The 18144-nt window shown below is 42.3% G+C and carries 14 protein-coding genes; 4 read left to right on the top strand and 10 right to left on the bottom strand.

From position 1 onward, the window contains the following. The first annotated feature begins 6 nt into the window (after window positions 1-6). Together ACWIB3_RS16910 and ACWIB3_RS16905 are read left to right on the top strand one after the other, a co-directional pair. Entirely contained in the window at window positions 7-792 is a 786-nt protein-coding gene (locus ACWIB3_RS16910) for a hypothetical protein (protein WP_185217309.1), read from the top strand. A gap of 1 nt (window position 793) precedes the next feature. Further along, on the top strand, window positions 794-1900 hold the full coding sequence (locus tag ACWIB3_RS16905) for a toxic anion resistance protein (RefSeq protein ID WP_185213983.1): 1107 nt from the start codon (window positions 794-796) through the stop codon (window positions 1898-1900). Between the two features lie 52 nt (window positions 1901-1952). On the opposite strand, the gene ACWIB3_RS16900 is transcribed toward ACWIB3_RS16905, so the two are convergent. The 3 genes from ACWIB3_RS16900 to ACWIB3_RS16890 all read right to left on the bottom strand — a co-directional run bounded on the left by ACWIB3_RS16900 (window position 1953) and on the right by ACWIB3_RS16890 (window position 4533). Beyond that, entirely contained in the window at window positions 1953-2486 is a 534-nt protein-coding gene (locus ACWIB3_RS16900; protein WP_454292200.1) for a fumarate hydratase, read from the bottom strand. A gap of 4 nt (window positions 2487-2490) precedes the next feature. After that, entirely contained in the window at window positions 2491-3888 is a 1398-nt protein-coding gene (gene fumC / locus ACWIB3_RS16895; RefSeq protein WP_454292199.1) for a class II fumarate hydratase, read from the bottom strand. Between the two features lie 78 nt (window positions 3889-3966). Further along, window positions 3967-4533: a hypothetical protein gene (locus ACWIB3_RS16890; protein WP_185213985.1), complete on the bottom strand. Its 567-nt coding sequence runs from the start codon at window positions 4531-4533 to the stop codon at window positions 3967-3969. A gap of 137 nt (window positions 4534-4670) precedes the next feature. Here ACWIB3_RS16890 and ACWIB3_RS16885 point away from each other — a divergent pair, with 137 nt between their 5' ends. Then, complete coding sequence (locus ACWIB3_RS16885; RefSeq protein WP_185217307.1) at window positions 4671-6275, top strand: S41 family peptidase; 1605 nt, start codon at window positions 4671-4673, stop codon at window positions 6273-6275. Here the strand turns inward: ACWIB3_RS16885 and ACWIB3_RS16880 are convergent. The 6 genes from ACWIB3_RS16880 to amaB form a co-directional block, all read right to left on the bottom strand. Continuing rightward, complete coding sequence (locus ACWIB3_RS16880) at window positions 6272-7372, bottom strand: endonuclease/exonuclease/phosphatase family protein (protein ID WP_185213987.1); 1101 nt, start codon at window positions 7370-7372, stop codon at window positions 6272-6274. The two genes, ACWIB3_RS16885 and ACWIB3_RS16880, sit on opposite strands and share 4 nt — an antisense overlap. Beyond that, window positions 7372-8247 carry a rhomboid family intramembrane serine protease gene (locus ACWIB3_RS16875; RefSeq protein WP_185213988.1) on the bottom strand — a complete coding sequence of 292 codons (876 nt, stop codon included), beginning with the start codon at window positions 8245-8247 and terminating at the stop codon, window positions 7372-7374. The genes ACWIB3_RS16880 and ACWIB3_RS16875 overlap by 1 nt, the downstream gene beginning before the upstream one ends. Window positions 8248-8263: 16 nt before the next feature. Then, entirely contained in the window at window positions 8264-8980 is a 717-nt protein-coding gene (locus ACWIB3_RS16870) for a rhomboid family intramembrane serine protease (RefSeq protein ID WP_185213989.1), read from the bottom strand. Window positions 8981-8995: 15 nt separating this feature from the next. Next, a complete protein-coding gene (mutL, locus tag ACWIB3_RS16865; protein WP_185217305.1) occupies window positions 8996-10861 on the bottom strand; it encodes a DNA mismatch repair endonuclease MutL in 1866 nt (621 codons plus the stop codon). A gap of 1136 nt (window positions 10862-11997) precedes the next feature. Continuing rightward, window positions 11998-13290 (bottom strand): L-lysine 6-transaminase, encoded by a 1293-nt coding sequence (lat, locus tag ACWIB3_RS16860; RefSeq protein ID WP_185217303.1) that lies wholly within the window; start codon window positions 13288-13290, stop codon window positions 11998-12000. A gap of 20 nt (window positions 13291-13310) precedes the next feature. After that, entirely contained in the window at window positions 13311-14840 is a 1530-nt protein-coding gene (gene amaB / locus ACWIB3_RS16855; RefSeq protein ID WP_454292198.1) for an L-piperidine-6-carboxylate dehydrogenase, read from the bottom strand. 281 nt (window positions 14841-15121) lie between these two features. Here amaB and ACWIB3_RS16850 point away from each other — a divergent pair, with 281 nt between their 5' ends. After that, window positions 15122-16273 (top strand): acyl-CoA dehydrogenase family protein, encoded by a 1152-nt coding sequence (locus tag ACWIB3_RS16850; protein WP_454292197.1) that lies wholly within the window; start codon window positions 15122-15124, stop codon window positions 16271-16273. Here ACWIB3_RS16850 and ACWIB3_RS16845 read toward each other — a convergent pair whose 3' ends face one another. Then, on the bottom strand, window positions 16274-17551 hold the full coding sequence (locus ACWIB3_RS16845; RefSeq protein ID WP_454292196.1) for a hypothetical protein: 1278 nt from the start codon (window positions 17549-17551) through the stop codon (window positions 16274-16276). Window positions 17552-18144: the final 593 nt, after the last annotated feature.

Here is an 18144-nt window from a genome sequence, read left to right as displayed (position 1 = left end):
TAAAGAATGGGTTGGGCAACGAAAAAAAGTAGACCTTGGGAGATTAGACAGCTGGTATGGACCTTTTTATCCATCCTGATGTTTCTTCCTTTGCCAATACACGTGCATCCTTTGGTGATGATGTCGCAGGCAAAGAAAGCTAAGGTGCGTTCTTGGATGTTTACCGCTTGGCTGCTGTTGGCAGTCGAGATTGGACTCCTTGTTTCCTTCGTTATGTTTTTTGGGACGCTAAGCCAGGCAATGTTATTGACATTGGGAGGATCGGTATTGTCTTATGTAGTTGGAAATGGCCTGCTGCTGAATCAAGCGAAGCCATACTTACAGAGACTTGAACTGTCCGAAGTCCGTGACCTGTATTGGATTTCTAGTATGGGTTCTCAAAAACGTCTTGAAATATCCGCGCCAACTATAGATACACCTCAATTTTTTGTAGAAAGACTATTGCACTGGCGAAAAGAAATAGATAATAATAACATCCATAAGGATATCGACAAGATATTGCGGTTATTTCAATTGTTGGAGAAAAAGGATAAGCGGGAAGCAGAGAAGTTTTTGGTTCGACACTCCACCATCGTGAATGTGCTGATGCAATATGATGAATTGGAAAACGCAAGATTGAACAATACAGTGACCTATGAGTCCAAGAAGAAGCTGGAAGAGGTGATACGCCAAGCTGCGGTCGCTGTAGAAGAAGAAGTAACAAATCAATTTAAAATGGGAATGTTAGATGTGTCGGCTGAAACCGATGTATATATTCAGACCTTAAAAAGTAGAAACCTTTTAAAAGAATAATATGGCAAATTTAGATTTGACACATCTGGACGATGATCAAAACCAGAATAAGCCCTCAGAGGTGAAAGTGAATTTCTCAGAAGAGGAAAAACAATTGATTAAGCAATATAAAGACAAGATTAATTTGACCTCTACTACGGACATCATTCAGTTTGGAGTAGGTACGCAAAGTAATGTGAGCAACTTCTCGAACGAGATCTTGAAACAAGTCCGTACAAAAGATTTAGGAGGTGCCGAGGATATTTTGGTTAACCTACGTTCTGAAATCCGTGAGTTTGATGAAAGGGTTAATAAAAAACCTTTATTGCCATTCTTTGATAATCTCAAAAAGAAAATCGGGAGAATGCGTACTGAGTATGCTTCCGTGGAAAAGAACATCCATTCCATTGAACTGAAGTTGGAAGGACATTATAAAAACTTAGCGAAGGATGTCAATATCTTCGATAAGCTATTTGTTCAAAATCAACAGTATTTCAAGGACCTTTCTCTGCATATCCAAGCAGGGGAAGAAAAACTAAATGAAGTCCTGACCACGACTTTGCCTGCTCTGAAAGCTGAAGCTGAAGCAACTGGCGATCAGCATAAGGTGCAAGAGTATAAAGACATGGAACAACATGTTGTGCGTTTTGAACGTAAGGTCCATGATCTGAAACTTACCCGTATGGTGGTGCTACAAACAGCTCCGCAGATTAGGATGATTCAGAGCAACAGTAGTTCCTTGATGGAAAAGATTCAATCAAGTATCGTCAATACACTTCCTTTGTGGAAGAACCAAATGGTCCTTACACTAGGTATTGCCCATGCACAAAGTGCCTTAGAGGCGCAAAGAGCTGTTACTGATGCTACAAATGAATTGCTGAAGAGAAACTCTGAAATGTTGAAAGAAGCAACTATCAATGTTGCCAAAGAAACAGAAAGAGGAATCATTGATATGGATACCATTAAGAAAGCTAATACCGATATCATCACTACCATCGAAGAGGTATTGCGAATTCAGCGTGAAGGTCGTGAGAAACGTAAGGTAGCAGAAGGGGAATTATTGATTGCGGAAACTGAACTTAAGAACCATATCTTAAAATCTTCTGATGATAACAGGTTGATCAATTAAGATTTAATAGATAAAAGAAAAAGCCAAGGTAATCCTTGGCTTTTTCTTTTATCTATAATTCCCAACGTTTCTTGGGAACACAGGTAATATCGGCTGTTTTTCTCAATATGATAGGCCGGCTATCAAATTTATTTTCCAATACCAAACTATCCTTGCTTTTGGACTTTATCAAGTACCTCGGTACATAAGGACCTTGCTTGTAGCAGCCAGAAATCTTCTGTTTACCGTTTTCTTTGGTGTATACCCCTTCAACGATCATGCTGTCAGCACGGACAGAGTACACTGCTTTGGCGTATTCAGTCCATTTACCATCTTTATAGCAACTATCAGGGATGCTCTTGACATCGTTCTTGACATGCATAATGGTATAGACCGAATCGCAAGTGAATCTAAACTCATGTAAGGTATAATTCAGCATCTCTTCTTGTCCAGGGATACTGTCCTGCACCCATACACCTTGCAGATAATTTTCACCTTCGCCTTGCATATCAGAATGCCTTTGGCAACTCGAGAAAATAAAAAGCATACCTATCACAATCGATAGGTATGCTTTTAATTGAGAATATGTTTTATTCTGTTTATTCACTATGTTATTTTAAGCTACCTACCATCTCTTCAGGTTTAACCCACTCGTCAAATTCGTCAGCAGTTACATAACCTAATTTGATAGCTGTTTCTTTCAAGGTAGAATTGTTTTTATGAGCTGTTTGAGCAATCTCAGCAGCTTTATAGTAACCGATCTTGGTGTTCAAGGCAGTAACCAACATCAATGAGTTGTCTACTAATTGTTTGATACGATCGTAGTTTGGTTCAATACCGATTGCACAATGTTCTTCGAAAGACACACAAGCATCACCGATCAATCTAGCAGACTGTAAGAAGTTTGCAGCCATAACTGGTTTGAACACGTTCAATTCGTAATGTCCTTGAGTACCACCAATGGTAATAGCAACATCATTACCCATCACCTGAGCGGCCACCATTGTCAATGCTTCACATTGAGTTGGGTTTACTTTTCCTGGCATGATAGAAGATCCTGGTTCATTCTCCGGGATCAAGATCTCTCCGATTCCTGACCGAGGGCCAGAAGCCAACATACGGATATCATTTGCGATCTTATTCAATGAAACGGCCAATTGCTTCAATGCTCCGTGCGTTTCTACGATTGCATCATGAGCAGCTAATGCTTCAAATTTATTTTCAGCAGTCACAAATGGCAATCCTGTAAACTGAGCGATATATTTTGCTACCAATACGTCATATCCTTTTGGCGTATTTAATCCGGTACCTACAGCTGTACCCCCCAAAGCTAATTCAGATAGGTGAGCTAAGGTGTTTTTAACCGCTTTGATTCCGTAGTTCAATTGCGCAACATATCCAGAAAGTTCTTGACCTAATGTAAGAGGAGTCGCATCCATTAAGTGTGTGCGGCCGATTTTTACAACGTTCATGAACTCTTCAGATTTTTTCTTCAAGGTATCGCGTAATTTCTCAACACCTGGAATAGTCACTTCCACAACAGCTTTGTAGGCAGCGATGTGCATTCCTGTTGGGAATGTATCATTTGAAGATTGTGATTTATTTACATCGTCATTAGCTTTCAATACAGGGTCACCTTCACCAATTTTTCCACCAGCTAATACCTGAGCACGGTTAGCAACTACTTCATTTACATTCATGTTGGATTGAGTTCCCGAACCTGTTTGCCAGATTACCAAAGGAAATTGATCATCAAGCTTACCGGCAAGGATTTCATCACATACTGCAGCGATAGCATCACGTTTTTCTTGCGGTAATACTCCTAATTCACAGTTTGCATAAGCAGCTGCTTTTTTCAAGTAAGCAAATCCTTCGATGATTTCATGAGGCATAGAAGCTGCCGGTCCGATTTTAAAGTTGTTTCTAGAACGTTCAGTTTGTGCACCCCAGTATTTGTCCGCTGGAACCTGAACTTCACCCATGGTGTCTTTTTCTATTCTGAATGACATAATTACAATGTTTTGATAGGCAAATCTAAGGAAAAATAGAGAATTAAGCTAAAATAAGCCAGCCTATTACCCTATATTTTAGGATAACCGCTTCTGTATATGTTCCTCGATATGATGATATACCTGTTTAGGTTTTAAGGTCCGCCAAGGAAAGTTGTTGAGGTATTCTCCGAAATTGATATAGTAGTCGATATGGTTGTCCATAAATTCTTTGATCACATGCTCCCTGAAGTCGATTCCAGCGATCCATCCATCTTCGATATCATTGAACCATTCCTCATAATAGGAATCATCCGAAGCATGGAAGTTCAGGATGTTTTCACCGATCAGGATAAACTTGTTGATGCCCTCTTCGATCAATAGGTCGATCAATTCCCTTTTCAGGACCATGATATCGTTGTAAATGGCATCGTTCCATTCGCCGATAAACTCAATGATGCAGTATCCTTTATCATAATCAGCAAAAAGGATCTTCAGGTAAAGCGTCTGGGAACCAAAATAATCCCATTGCGGATGAAGTAGGTAATTATAGATTCTTTTATCGTATTCAAACTCGCTGTAAACAGTCCCAAAAAATGGACTACGTTCATCTTCTGAGGCTATATAATAGTCTCGCCAGTTGTAATATGGTTCCAATTCGTGCATCTGACTGTAAAATTATTGAAAATTGCGGAGATATTATGTTCCAAGGTCCTTTTTGGACTGTTAATTGTTATAAAATAATTATTATAAATTTCTTTTAAACAATTGGTTATTCATTAATTTTGCGGACCAGACCGTAAATGCAAAAAGGTAGAAAACGAAATATTTTTGTTGCAGCAACTTATGCCGCCACCCTGCTATTGGGATTGATACTTGGCCAGAATTATTCTGATCAGCAAGGATTCAATACCGGCGGATCCTTAGTGCCTATTGGTCTCTCTGATAATTCCTATAAGATCCAACAGGTCGTAGACCTGATTTCCAATCGTTATGTCGATAGCATCAATATGGATTCCGTCCAAAACGGAGCCATTAACCATATTATCTCTCACTTAGACCCGTATTCCACCTTTCTGACACCGAATGAATCCAAGAACCAGAGCGAAGTCCTGGAAGGGACCTTCGAAGGAATCGGTATGGAGTATTTCAGTCTGAATGATACCTTATTGGTCGTAGGTGTGATTACCAATGGTCCTGCGGACAAAGGTGGTTTCAAAGTAGGGGATCGGATCCTAAAGATTGGTAAACGTGATGTTGCCGGTACCTTGGTCAGCAAGGATGAGGTTGAAAAGTTAATGCGCGGGAAGCGTGGTTCTGTTGTTTCCATGGTAATCGAGCGAGATTCCATAAAAATGCCAGGTCCACTGAAGGCCATCCGTGACCAGATCAATGTCAGCTCGCTGGATGTCGCTTATATGATAAAACCGACCATTGGCTTTATCCGTATCCGAAGGTTTTCCCTAAAGACAGCAGAAGAATTTAAAAACGCAGTTATTGATCTTAAAAAACAAGGCGCAAAAAGCCTGATCCTTGACCTACGTGATAATGGAGGCGGATATTTCCATATTGCCATTAAAATGGCCAGCGAATTCTTCCCCGACCAACGTTTGATGGTCTATACCGAAGGAGCCCATGAAGATCGACTGGATTATCTCTCAGAAGGAAATGGAAGCTACAGCCAAGGTAAACTGGTGCTGTTGGTCAATGAACGTACGGCTTCTGCCAGCGAAGTGGTATCCGGAGCGGTACAGGATTGGGACCGTGGAACCATTATCGGAAGAAGGACCTATGGTAAAGCTACGGTACAGGAACTTTTCGATTTCTCCGATGGATCTACCATCAACCTCAGCATTGCGAGGTACTACACGCCATTAGGCCGAAGCATTCAACGGAAATACAGTCCTAATTGGACAATCATGAACGACTATGTCAATATGTACAAAGGCTTATGGTCTTTGGATACCACATATGCCCATGCCCAGGCCTATCAAACCAAATTAGGCAAAAAGCTCTTCAGTGGTGGCGGTATTGTGCCAGACGTCATTATCCCAGTCGATTCAAATGAGGTCAGCTTATTGTACAAGGATCTGGTGCAATCCAGCTTGATCGAACAGTTTGTTTACAGTCGGTTCACCAAGAAATTGCCAGCCTACTCCATTGAAAATTTCTTGCAAGGGTATAACCTCCCAGATTCCGAATACAATAGTTTTATCAAGTTCCTGACAGATAGAGGCTGGAATATTTCAGCAAGCAAACAAAGGGACCTTCACGATCTGATCCAAAGTGATATTGAAGCTTTATTGGGTAGGTATTATTTTGGAAGAGAGGCCTATTACAAGGTCAAAAACCGATATGATGCCTTTGTAGAGTCTGCACTGGGACAAATAGAAGGGAATACAACCTAGTTAATCCTGAGGTCTGCATAGATAGGGTAGTGGTCTGATAACTTCTTCTTGACCACCTTGTAATTATTGACCGTAAAGTTATTCTCACAAAAGATATAATCAATTTGCAGGATGGGCAATAACTCAAAATGGGTAACTCCCCAGCCATTTCCCTTTTCCTGAAAAGCATTCTTCATATCCTTGCCAATCAAGTTGACAGAATAGGACATTGGCGTATCATTGAAATCTCCCATGACGATCTTAGGGAATTTGGTCTCTTGCATATGGTCATATAGGGACTCTGCCTGGTCGCTGCGCTGCTCAAAAGCCCATTTCAACTTCCTGCCTACCTGCTTGGTCTTGGTTTCTTCCGTACCATCGCCAGTCTTAGGATTCTGGATGAATTCTTTATCCTCATTTTGCAGGCCAAACGAACGTAGGTGTACATTGTAAACACGCACAGTATCCTTATTCTTGACGATATCGACATAGATTACACGGTTGATCCCATATTCATTTTTCTTGATCAGACCCGAGTTGATGATCGGGAATTTAGAAAAGATGACCTGCCCGTAAGCGTTGTATTCGTTCTGTTGGGAAGGGGCAAAATAATAACTGTCGAAGTTGATCTTTGACTTGATCTTTTCACTGAATCTTTTGTTCCCTTTGATGGTGCTGCTGAACTCCTGCAAACATAATACATCGGGATTCACCTCCTTGATAACCTCCGTGAACTCATCTTTTGCCGGTTTATCTGTTTTCTCAACCGGTTCCAGCATATGCACATTGTAGGTCATTACACGAAGGGAGGAGTCATTCTTTACCACAGGGTCAGGAGAGTTGAACGTGACATGTTTGGTCATCAGGTTCCAGCCGATCAGGATGGCAATCAGGGAAAATAGGGAATACTTCGGTTTGCGAAGGATCCAGTAGAAAATAAACCCTAGATTGATCAATAAGATGGGTAGATATCCCAAGCCAAGGAATGATATTGGCCAGAAGGATTTAGGGTTGATGATGGAGGCAGAATAACATAAAAAAAGGGCAGCTATGGCAGCCAGATTGGCCAGCATAACGGTCTTGCTAAAGAAACCTAAATTCTTTTTTTTAATCAACATTATTCTTGCTCTTCTCTACTTACCCTGAACAGTATTTCTTTTTCCCGTGAAGATAGACTTTCATAACCATTTTGAGAAATTTTATCCAAAATTTCATCTATTACTTCCTGGTTGGGTAAATCGCCTTTATAGCTTTTATAGGTTGGAGTTTTTTTAACGGTATGTAGCACGCGAAGTTTCTTTTTTGGTTGGTACAAAAATAATTTACTGAAGTCCCTACCTGCCTGCAGTTGGTACATAAATGTGATTCCCCATAGAATGGCCAATGGAAATGCCGCCGCCGCAGCACGGTTCGCAAATACGTAGAACAAGAACTGCAAGGCCAAGAAAACGATTGCTATGGTCCGGAACTTCACGATTCCAAACAGGAATAACCTGATCTCCATCTTTGGGGTCAGGACCAATAGGCTAGCTACAATGGCAGCAAGTCCCATGGAATTTGAAAATAGATATGGGATTGGTCCTTTTGCAAGGAAATCAATTTCAGACAGCGCGAGGAAGCTAATTCCAGAAATGGCAAAAGCACCTACAAAGACCGTCATTAACTGTCTTTTGTTCAGGAAATTCAAAAATGTACTTCCCATCCAATATAACCATAGACAGTCAAATACGATATTGAACAGTCCAATGTATACAAATGGAAAGGTCACTAAAGTCCATGGCTTCTGGATAAATGCTGCAAAGCTATTGGGCAAAGTCAGGTTACTGATCAACCAATCGTACAATGGAAACTTAATGACACCCAGGTCAACCAGTAAGTCGGCAATATGAATCAGGATAAACACAAATATCTGAACGGAGATGATATAGGGGATAGGAGAACCTGTTTGGTAGGTTGTCCTAAAGAACATCTTTATGCCGTTTTCCTTTTTCATATCTTAGGATACAATCTTAATAATAATTTGTTCTTCTGATGCCCCAGATTTTTAGAAGGATAAATCCAAATAACGCTCCACCGACGTGGGCTAAGTGCGCAATTGAACCGCCCGAATTTGAAAAACCTAAAAAGATCTCGATAACGATCAAGATAGGAATGAAGTATTTTGCTTTGATTGGGATAGGCAAGAAGATCAACATTATCTCCGCATTAGGGAATAGATAACCATAAGCCAGTAATAATCCGTAGATCGCTCCAGAAGCACCGACCAATGGCGTCCCATAAATGGAAAGTAAGGTGCCCAATTGATCCTGGCTTATCGGCAGATTGGTCGAAACCATTCCGGTAGTGAAGTTAAAGTTCAGGAATTGTGAAGCCCTAACCGTACCTGCGATATTATAAACCTCAATGGCTTGGATGCCATATTGCAACACCAATGCGCCCAATCCGCAGATCAGATAGTAGTTCAAGAATTTTTTAGGGCCTAATATTCGCTCAATTACACCGCCAAACATAACCAAGGCAAACATATTGAAAAATATATGTGCAAAGCCTCCATGCATGAACATGTAGGTGATGACTTGCCAAATCTTAAAGAATGGGGAGTCAGGATAAAATACTCCAAAGAAATTCGTGGCATGGCTGAAAATCATGGATCCAATAAAACAGATGATATTGATGATCAATAGATTCTTAGTCACTGTAGGTAAATTGCCGAATAGGTTATTCATATAATAATTTCAAAATTAAATATTCCTGCCAAAGCGTTCTGCCAGCTCCTGCAAAGTGTATGTGATGATGACGGGCTTCCCAGAAAGCGAAATATTCGGAGATTCACAGGCAAACAGTTTGTCAATCAATTCTGCCATGCCTTCGTTCTCCAGTTTTGTGCCCGGTTTGATGGCGGCATTTTTAGCCAAGCTCTTTGCTAGCCTTTCTCTTTTGTTTAGGCGTAAATCACTCTGGTTTTTGAAATCCTCCAATAGTTTTTCAATAATCTGCCCTTCATTAATGTTTTCTAAATCCGCAGGAATTCCATCTACAATATACGTAGTTTTCCCGAATGGTCGCAACTGAAATCCCAATGCATGGATTTCCGGCAAAATTTCCTGAACTAAAGCAAAATCAGCCGAATTCAACTCAATGGTCTGTGGAAACAGACTTTGCTGACTCGATCCTTGATTGTGCTGCAATTGTTGCTGAAACTGTTCAAACAGGATGCGCTCATGTGCTGCCTGCTGGTCGATCAGCATAAATCCAGAATGGATTTGCGATACTATATAACGATTGTGCAATTGAAAAAATTGCTTCTTCGGCTGGTCAGAAGGCTGAATTATTTCGGCCTCAGATTTCAGTTCGGTATCCTCCGGCAATAGACTTAATTGCTCTGTTTCTTCCGTTTCCGTAATTTCATACAGGCTGTCCCAATTCTGTGGGATGCTGGACTTTCTTTCAATCTGCTCTGGATAGGTATACCTTCTCGGTTGCTTCGGCATCCCATCATCAAAAGGATTGAAATTAGGATTGAAATTGATGGTAGGTACCTGGATCTCATCCAATGGTTTTGGCGTGATCAGCTCATTAAAGCCAGTCTCCTGCTCGAAATCCAAGGATGGAGCGATGTTATAACGCCCGATGCTACGCTTTACCGCAGACCGCAGAATGGCATAGATCGCCTTCTCATCTTCATACTTGATTTCCGTTTTGGTAGGGTGCACGTTAATGTCGATTTTCGAAGGATCGATATCAATGAACAGCACATATAAAGGGAAAGTATCAGCGGGCAAGATCTCTTCATAGGCATTCAGCACCGCATGGTTCAGGTAAGGGTCCTTGATATAGCGGTTATTGACAAAAAAGAACTGCTCACCACGTGTTTTCTTAGCAAACTCCGGCTTTCCTATAAATCCTTTGATGTTCAGGATGCTGGTCGTTTCTTCAACTGGAACCAGTCGCTGATTATAGTTGTTGCCGAAAAGGTGAACGATCCTTTGTTTCAGGGTTTCCTTAGGTAAATGGAACATTTCATTGCCATCACTGTGGAAAGTGAAGAAAATATCAGGATGTGCTAGTGCAACACGTTGAAACTCGTCTATGATATGCCTTAATTCTACAGAATTGCTCTTCAGGAAATTTCTTCTTGCAGGAATATTGTAGAATAGGTTTTTTACCGAGATGCTGGTCCCTGCTGGAGCCTGATCGGGGAATTGTTGGATCACCTCCGAGCCTTCAATTTCTATCACTGTACCAAGCTCATCTTCAATGCGTCTGCTCTTAAGTTCCACGTGGGCGATGGCCGCAATCGATGCCATTGCCTCCCCACGGAAGCCCATCGTCCGGATCGCGAAAAGATCTTCAGCTTTTCGGATTTTCGAAGTTGCATGACGTTCAAAACATAGACGCGCATCCGTTACACTCATTCCACAGCCATTGTCGATCACTTGGATCAATGACTTGCCCGCATCCTTAATAATAAGTTTTATATGATCTGCTCCTGCATCAATAGCATTCTCCAATAGTTCCTTGATCGCTGAGGCTGGTCGCTGAACAACTTCACCCGCTGCGATTTGGTTTGCTACTGAATCTGGAAGCAATTGAATAATATCCGACATAATCTACAAAGGTACAAAAATGACACCAATCGTTCGGGTTTTCAGGCCTTCTCTTTCAGCTAAATTTTGTCAATTTTTGGATCTTTCTTGAGCAACTTAAAAATCGAATTCTAACCTATTGGAAATAAGGCCGGAAGATGCATCTCTTGGCTGTTGCAGTCCAGGAAGCAAGCTGTTTGGAGTGCTGAAAGAGTTTAAGGATACTAAAAAGAAGGTTTAGTTTTTCCGATGGAAAAATATATCAGCCCGGCTAGGTTTTTTTGCAGAAAATTCATCCTTTCCAGAGTCAGCCTGAGGAACGAAGGGGCTCGGAACCATACAAACATTGAAAGTAATGGCCTACAGGTTATCTATCTTCGATGGAAAATGACAATGATGTTTTGGGCCATTTACGTACAGATTCTTCACTAATCTTTCAGAATTGGAAATAGGTTGGGGAGGGATTCAGAGCGCAGCGAAGAATCTATTGTTGTATTTTTTTAGAATCGTTGTCATCGTGAGCACAGCGAACGAACTATTTTATTTCTTCAAGACAAATTGCAGAAAAATATTTCACCCCTGCTAGGGGTTGGTCTGCTTATTGGCCTAATCTTCTATAAAGATGTCACCCCTTCCAAGGTTCCTAATTTATACAAGCAACCATCCTTCCGTAGGAAGTCCTTTAGCAACCGGCTCATTTCCTTGGCGGAAAAATGGATAGAATGCCGTTGACTTGCTCGATGGGATTGGCCTTGGAATGCTTTCAATAGATCATCCCATTAAAAGGGATGATCTATTGAAAGATATTCCCGACAACAAGGCATTCTACCCATGTGAGGGAGCCCCTGCGAAAAGCCACCTTAAATGGGCCGAAGCGTTACGGATTCGAGTTGTTTTTGGTATCCGTGAGCTCCTTCGTCGGTTTGGTACTTTTGGGCTTCAAAAGTAACTTAATGATATTGGCCTCTGGGGGTTTCCCTTCAAAATCAATAAAGGGTGTTTTATAGGTTTCCTAACATATTATCCAAAAATGGAACCATGAAAATGAAACCCCAGAATAGGCCGGAATATTTTTCAATCCTATTCCAACCCCATATTTGCCAGAAACCAATCAACAAAAAAAATCCCGACCTTTCGATCGGGATATTCAATTATATTTAATCAACCACTTTATCAACGATAGCAATCGCTTTGTCTAAATCTTCTTTGTTCACCGTCAGGTGCGGTCTGAATCGAATGCTCTTTTCACCACAGCCTAAGATCAACATATTTTCAGCCATCGCGTCAGAAACAAACTTATCTCTTGCCTCTGGGGTCGGAAGGTCGAAAGCAACCAACAATCCCTTTCCGCGAACATTGCTGATGGAAGGGTGTTTTTCAGCCAGTTCCATCAATTTTACCTGAAGATACTCACCTAACGACTCCGCTTTATTGACCAGACCTTCTTTTTCAATGATCTCCAAGATCAATTTGAAACGGATCATGTCAACCAAGTTGCCTCCAAAAGTAGAATTGATCCGGCTAGACTCTTGGAAAACATTCTTTTCAACACGGTCAAACTTCTCTTTGTTGGCCAAGATCCCACAGACCTGTGTTTTCTTTCCGAAGGATATTACATCTGGAACAATTCCGTAATGTTGGTAACACCACATTTTCCCGGTCATGGCAATTCCTGTCTGAACCTCATCCAAGATCAAGATGATATCGTTCTTGTCACAGATCTCTCTCAGTTTCACAAAGAATTCCTTACGGAAATGGTTGTCCCCGCCTTCAGCTTGGATAGGCTCCAAGATCAAGCAGGCAATATCGTTCGGATTATTGGCGATAGCGGCTTCGATCTCCTGAATAGCTTGTTTTTCCAACTCAACGGTCGCAGCAACTGACTCCTCCGTTAATGGGAAGGTCAATTTCGGATTGCTGATCCTTGGCCAATTGAATTTTGGGAAGTACATGTATTTCCTAGGGTCCTTGGTGTTGGTCAGCGAAAGCGTATAACCGGTCCTGCCATGGAATGCCTGTTTGAAATGAATGACCTGACTCGCTTCCTGGTCGATGCCATTGGCTAGGTTCAGCCTGGTTTTCCAGTCGAATGCGGCTTTTAAGGCGTTTTCAACCGCCAGACCACCGCCGTCGATAAAGAAACAATAGCTTAGTTCCTTCGGGATCCCTACGCGTTCAAAGACATCCATGAAATCCGCATACTCATCGGGATAGATATCCGACAGCGCTAATTTATTGATGGAAACCTTTTCCAACTGTTTTTCATTTGCCAGGATATAAGGATGGTTATAGCCTACAGGCGATGATGCGAACATGCTGAACATGTCCAGATATTCCTTGCCGTCGATGTCTACAATGTATGAACCGTGGGATTTCTCAAGGTCCATGACAACCGGAAGGCCATCTGCCAAGATATGTTTTGCTAATCTTTTATGTGTTTCTCTTATCATAATCGTTTATAATCTAGTTTTTATAGATCAAATTTAATTCCCTGTGCCAATGGTAGGCTAGTGGTATAATTGATGGTATTTGTTTGTCTGCGCATATATACTTTCCATGCATCTGAACCAGATTCACGGCCGCCACCTGTGTCTTTCTCTCCCCCGAAAGCTCCCCCGATCTCAGCGCCTGATGTGCCTATGTTGACATTGGCAATACCGCAATCCGAGCCATTCTGGCTTAAGAACAGTTCTGCCTCACGCAAGCTATTGGTCATGATAGCCGATGAAAGGCCTTGCTTAACGCCATTTTGCAAGGCAATGGCCGCATCTACTTCACCGCTGTATTTTATTAAATAAAGGATTGGGGCAAAGGTTTCATGTTGCACGATTTCATAATGGTTCTCCACCTCAGCAATTACCGGAGTCACATAACAACCGCTTTCATAGCCCTTACCTTCCAGTACTTCACCCTTGGTCAACAACTTTCCGCCTTCCGATTTTATTTTTTTCAAAGCATCAAGGTACATGTTCACCGCTGCGGTATCGATCAAAGGTCCCATGTGGTTGTTGCTGTCCAATGGATCTCCGATTTTTATCTGCTTATAGGCATCTACCAATGACTTTTTCACCTTGTCATAGATGCTTTCGTGGATGATCAATCGACGGGTACTTGTACAACGTTGCCCAGCAGTACCTACGGCTCCAAATACGGCTCCTATAATGGTCATTTTCAGATCTGCACTTGGACTGACGATAATCGCATTGTTACCCCCTAGTTCCAATAGAGATTTGCCCAAGCGTTTGGCAACAACCGTGGCAACCTCTTTCCCCATACGGGTAGAGCCTGTAGCAGATACCAAAGGAATGCGTTCGTCTTCTGAAATCCATTTTCCTTCTTCGGCATCACCGACGATAATAGAAGAGATCCCTTCCGGTAACTTATTTGCTTTCAATATATCGGCTATGATATGCTGGCAGGCTACTGCGCACAATGGTGTTTTCTCACTTGACTTCCATACTACCACGTCTCCACAAACTAGGGCCAAGGCAGCATTCCATGACCAGACCGCTACCGGAAAATTGAAAGCAGTGATGATACCCACGATCCCTAAAGGATGGTATTGGTCGTACATGCGGTGACCTGGTCTTTCTGAATGGATGGTATTTCCATATAATTGTCTGGATAGGCCCACTGCAAAATCACAGATATCGATCATCTCCTGAACCTCACCCATTCCTTCTTGGTAGGATTTCCCCATTTCATAGGAAACCAGCTTGCCTAGGACAGGTTTCAGCTCGCGAAGTTTCTCTCCTAATTGACGGACAATCTCGCCACGCTTTGGTGCTGGGATATCGCGCCAAACCAATTTCGCCTTCTCTGCCTCTTGTATTACTTTTTCGTATTCTTTCCTGGTCGTACTCTTTACCTTAGCAATCAATTTGCCATTGGTAGGTGAATAAGATTCAATCAACTCACCCTGAGCAAACCATTTGCTCCCTGTCGATGTACCTAGGTTTTCAGCCTCGATCCCAAGTGTTTTTAATTCTTTTGATGTCATAATATGGTTTATATTATTCGAAATTTCTATAAATATAGCGAATATATTTTGTTGTCAACTGAATTTGGTCGAATTTATTTTGTAATTTGGACATAAGATAATGGGCCGTAGACTATGTCTGGTGCGATTTGAAGATGTTATTCACAATTGTTTGTTGTAATGGTGATTTTAGTCATTTTTCAAACAGGTTATTTGCGATAGATTCGAAAAGCATTAGGACTTTTTAGCACAGGCTATTTAAGGTCTGCCTATTAGCTAATGTCTATAAATCTAAATTACCCATGGACTACTACCAAATTGAAGAGTTTTTGACCCCTGAGCAGATCCTTGTTCGGGATGCCATCCGTGAATTTGTAAAATTCGAAATCCTACCGGTCATCGATCAATATGCCCAGGAACATAAGGAAATTCCGGGCTTGATGAAAAAATTGGGTGCTATTGGTGCACTCGGTCCATTTATTCCCGAAGAGTATGGTGGGGTAGGACTGGACTATATGTCCTATGGATTGATTATGCAGGAACTGGAGTTTGGTGACTCGGCCATTCGGTCTGCTGCTTCGGTGCAATCCTCCTTAGTGATGTTCCCGATCTATAAGTTCGGTTCGGAAGAACAGAAACATAGGTTCTTGCCTCGTTTGGCAACGGGAGAACTCATCGGCGCATTTGGCCTTACCGAACCTAACCATGGCTCTGACCCTGGAAGTATGGAGACCAAGTTGCTAAAGGACGGGGAGGGGTACCGCTTGTCTGGTTCCAAAATGTGGATCACCAATGCGCCAATCTGTGATATCGCCGTGGTATGGGCACGCGATGAGGACAAAAAGATCCGTGGGGTGATCGTTGAAAGGGACTTTGAAGGATTCAGTACACCTGAAACCCTGAATAAATGGTCGCTACGGGCCTCAAAAACAGGTGAACTGGTCTTTGATCAGGTTTTTATTCCGCAAGATAATGTCCTTCCCGAAGTCAGTTCCATGAAAGGCCCATTGTCCTGCCTAAATTCTGCACGGTATGGTATTTCTTGGGGAGCCATCGGTGCTGCAGTGGATTGTTATCAGACGGCATTGCAATATGCCAAGGAACGCAAACAATTTGGGAAGCCCATTGCTTCTTTTCAACTGCAGCAAAAGAAATTGGCAGAGATGGTCACGGAGATTACCAAGGCACAATTGCTGTCCTGGCGGTTAGGGCAGTTGAAGAATGAGGACCGTGCAACACCTGCACAGATATCCATGGCCAAACGCAACAATGTGAATATGGCCTTGCAGGTGGCCCGTGAAGCCAGGCAGATATTAGGCGCTATGGGTATTGTCGGCGATTATCCGATCATGCGCCATATGATGAACCTGGAATCGGTCATTACCTATGAAGGTACCCACGATGTACATCTGTTGATTACCGGAAATGACATCACGGGCATCAATGCTTTTTAACTACCTATTATAAGGATAGTCCTGCACCCAGCGGAAAGTCCGGGTCTTCAGGTCAATGTTCTCCATATCTATCTTCTCCAAAAAGATAGATGTGGAATCCTTGCTGTCCGTTTCCATAAGTATCAATCCATCTTCCTTTAGTCGGTATTTCAGGTCCAGCGAAGGTTCATTGTATTTCCCTACGATTCTAAATTCCTTACTGTCTTTTGTGGGGATAAGCTGATAGTATATCAGGTCCATACTTTCATCCCGAACCGTTAAGCTGTTTTCATTAGTGAATATTAAGTAGTGCCAATGGTCAGGCATGTTTATTTTCTTTCGGTTCAGATGTTCCTTAAAGGGTATATAATATGCGCCGTACAGTTCGCTTTTTTTACCCTGGAGTTGAGCGATGTACTTTCTGGTTGAATGAGTCCTTGGAATCAGGGAGGCGATTGTCAATATTATGAATAGGTATTTTATGGAGATAAATGCAATTCGTTTCCAGCGTTTGCTGAAGGTGGGCTGCGGCGGTCTGCTGAGCTGGACCGGTTCCTGTTTGATCAATAGCATATAGAACCTTTTGATATTTGGCGCCAACAGAAAAAGACTGAACAGAACCAGGGCCGTGGAAACCATCTTGACGGGTACATCATAGAAATAATTTGTAGCCATTACGTTTATGCTGACCCCCAGCATGATCAATGCGCCCAAGGTGGTCGTCTTTCGGAACAACAGCAAGACGCCTAACATTTCGGCAATACCTATAAATATATTGTAGGCGGGCGAAGCTCCATAAAAGGTCCATGCCAATCCCATCGGTGAAAACTTATATAGGGGTTCAGTCAGTCTGATGAGATCTGGGGCTGGAAATTGCTGAGAGAAAACTTTGACGAATCCGTACATCAACATCGTAATAGCAATGTAATACCTGATCAGCACCGTGAGCCAATAGTATAATCTTGGGTAGACCTTATTTTTCCGATCGATGAGTGTCCATATAATACATCCTATAATAGATACTATGCTGATCAATAATAGGAGTAGCCATTGCAAGGTGGTGTCTCCGCTTCCACTCCTAAAGGGCATGTTCCCATCGAACTTCACAAACCCAGAAGCCAGGAATTTTAGGAGGTCAGTTAAGACTGGAGTGAGAATGCGCTCCAAGAAGAGTAAGAAAAAGAAGCTGTTGTTATTTATCAATATGATAAAGAGGGTTATTAATATAAAGCAAAACCTAAATAGGATGGGGTTTTTGGGGAATACTTCAATCGGCTGTTTCTGGTTAGTCTGCTCCATAAGGAATTCATTGGTTTCTTAAATATAGGAAATTATGAGTGGCGGCACCTTTGTTGCTGTATTATTTAAGTGTTTTTAACGAATGTGGGTCATGGCCTTTGGTCTGTTTTGATTCAAAATTGAGGTGTTTTTTTGTGGCTCTCCTTCGGGACTCGTTCGGGGCATGTTCGGGAATGGTCCGGAGAGAACAGGGAGACCGGCCGGAGCGTACCCGAGGACGCATGGGGGATTTGGTTGCTTGCGTTGCGAATTTTCGGAATGTGGGTCGAATGAGGTCAGGCTGAAAGGTAGGAGGGGGGAACCAGGATTCCCTTCCACGGCAGGGGCGAATTGAATTCGCCCGCCCCATGTATTTGAACCAGGATCAAGGGGATGGGAGGATGGGCCAAGATCTGGGGCCGAACCGGGATGGGGAGGTTTGGAGGATGGGCCAAGACCATGGAAAGTTCCGGGAACCCTCCCGGTTGCCCCCTTTTGCCCCTTTTTCACCCTCCCTTCGAAAAATTATCTGGCAATGCTACAGCGAGTTAGCTGGCGGCGGTAAAAATACTTTGGCCTCCCCCTTGGAAGTGAACGTATTTTGTCCCTATCTT

The sequence above is a fragment of the Sphingobacterium sp. NPDC055431 genome (assembly GCF_053644255.1).
This window is presented reverse-complemented; position numbering and strand designations above follow the sequence as displayed.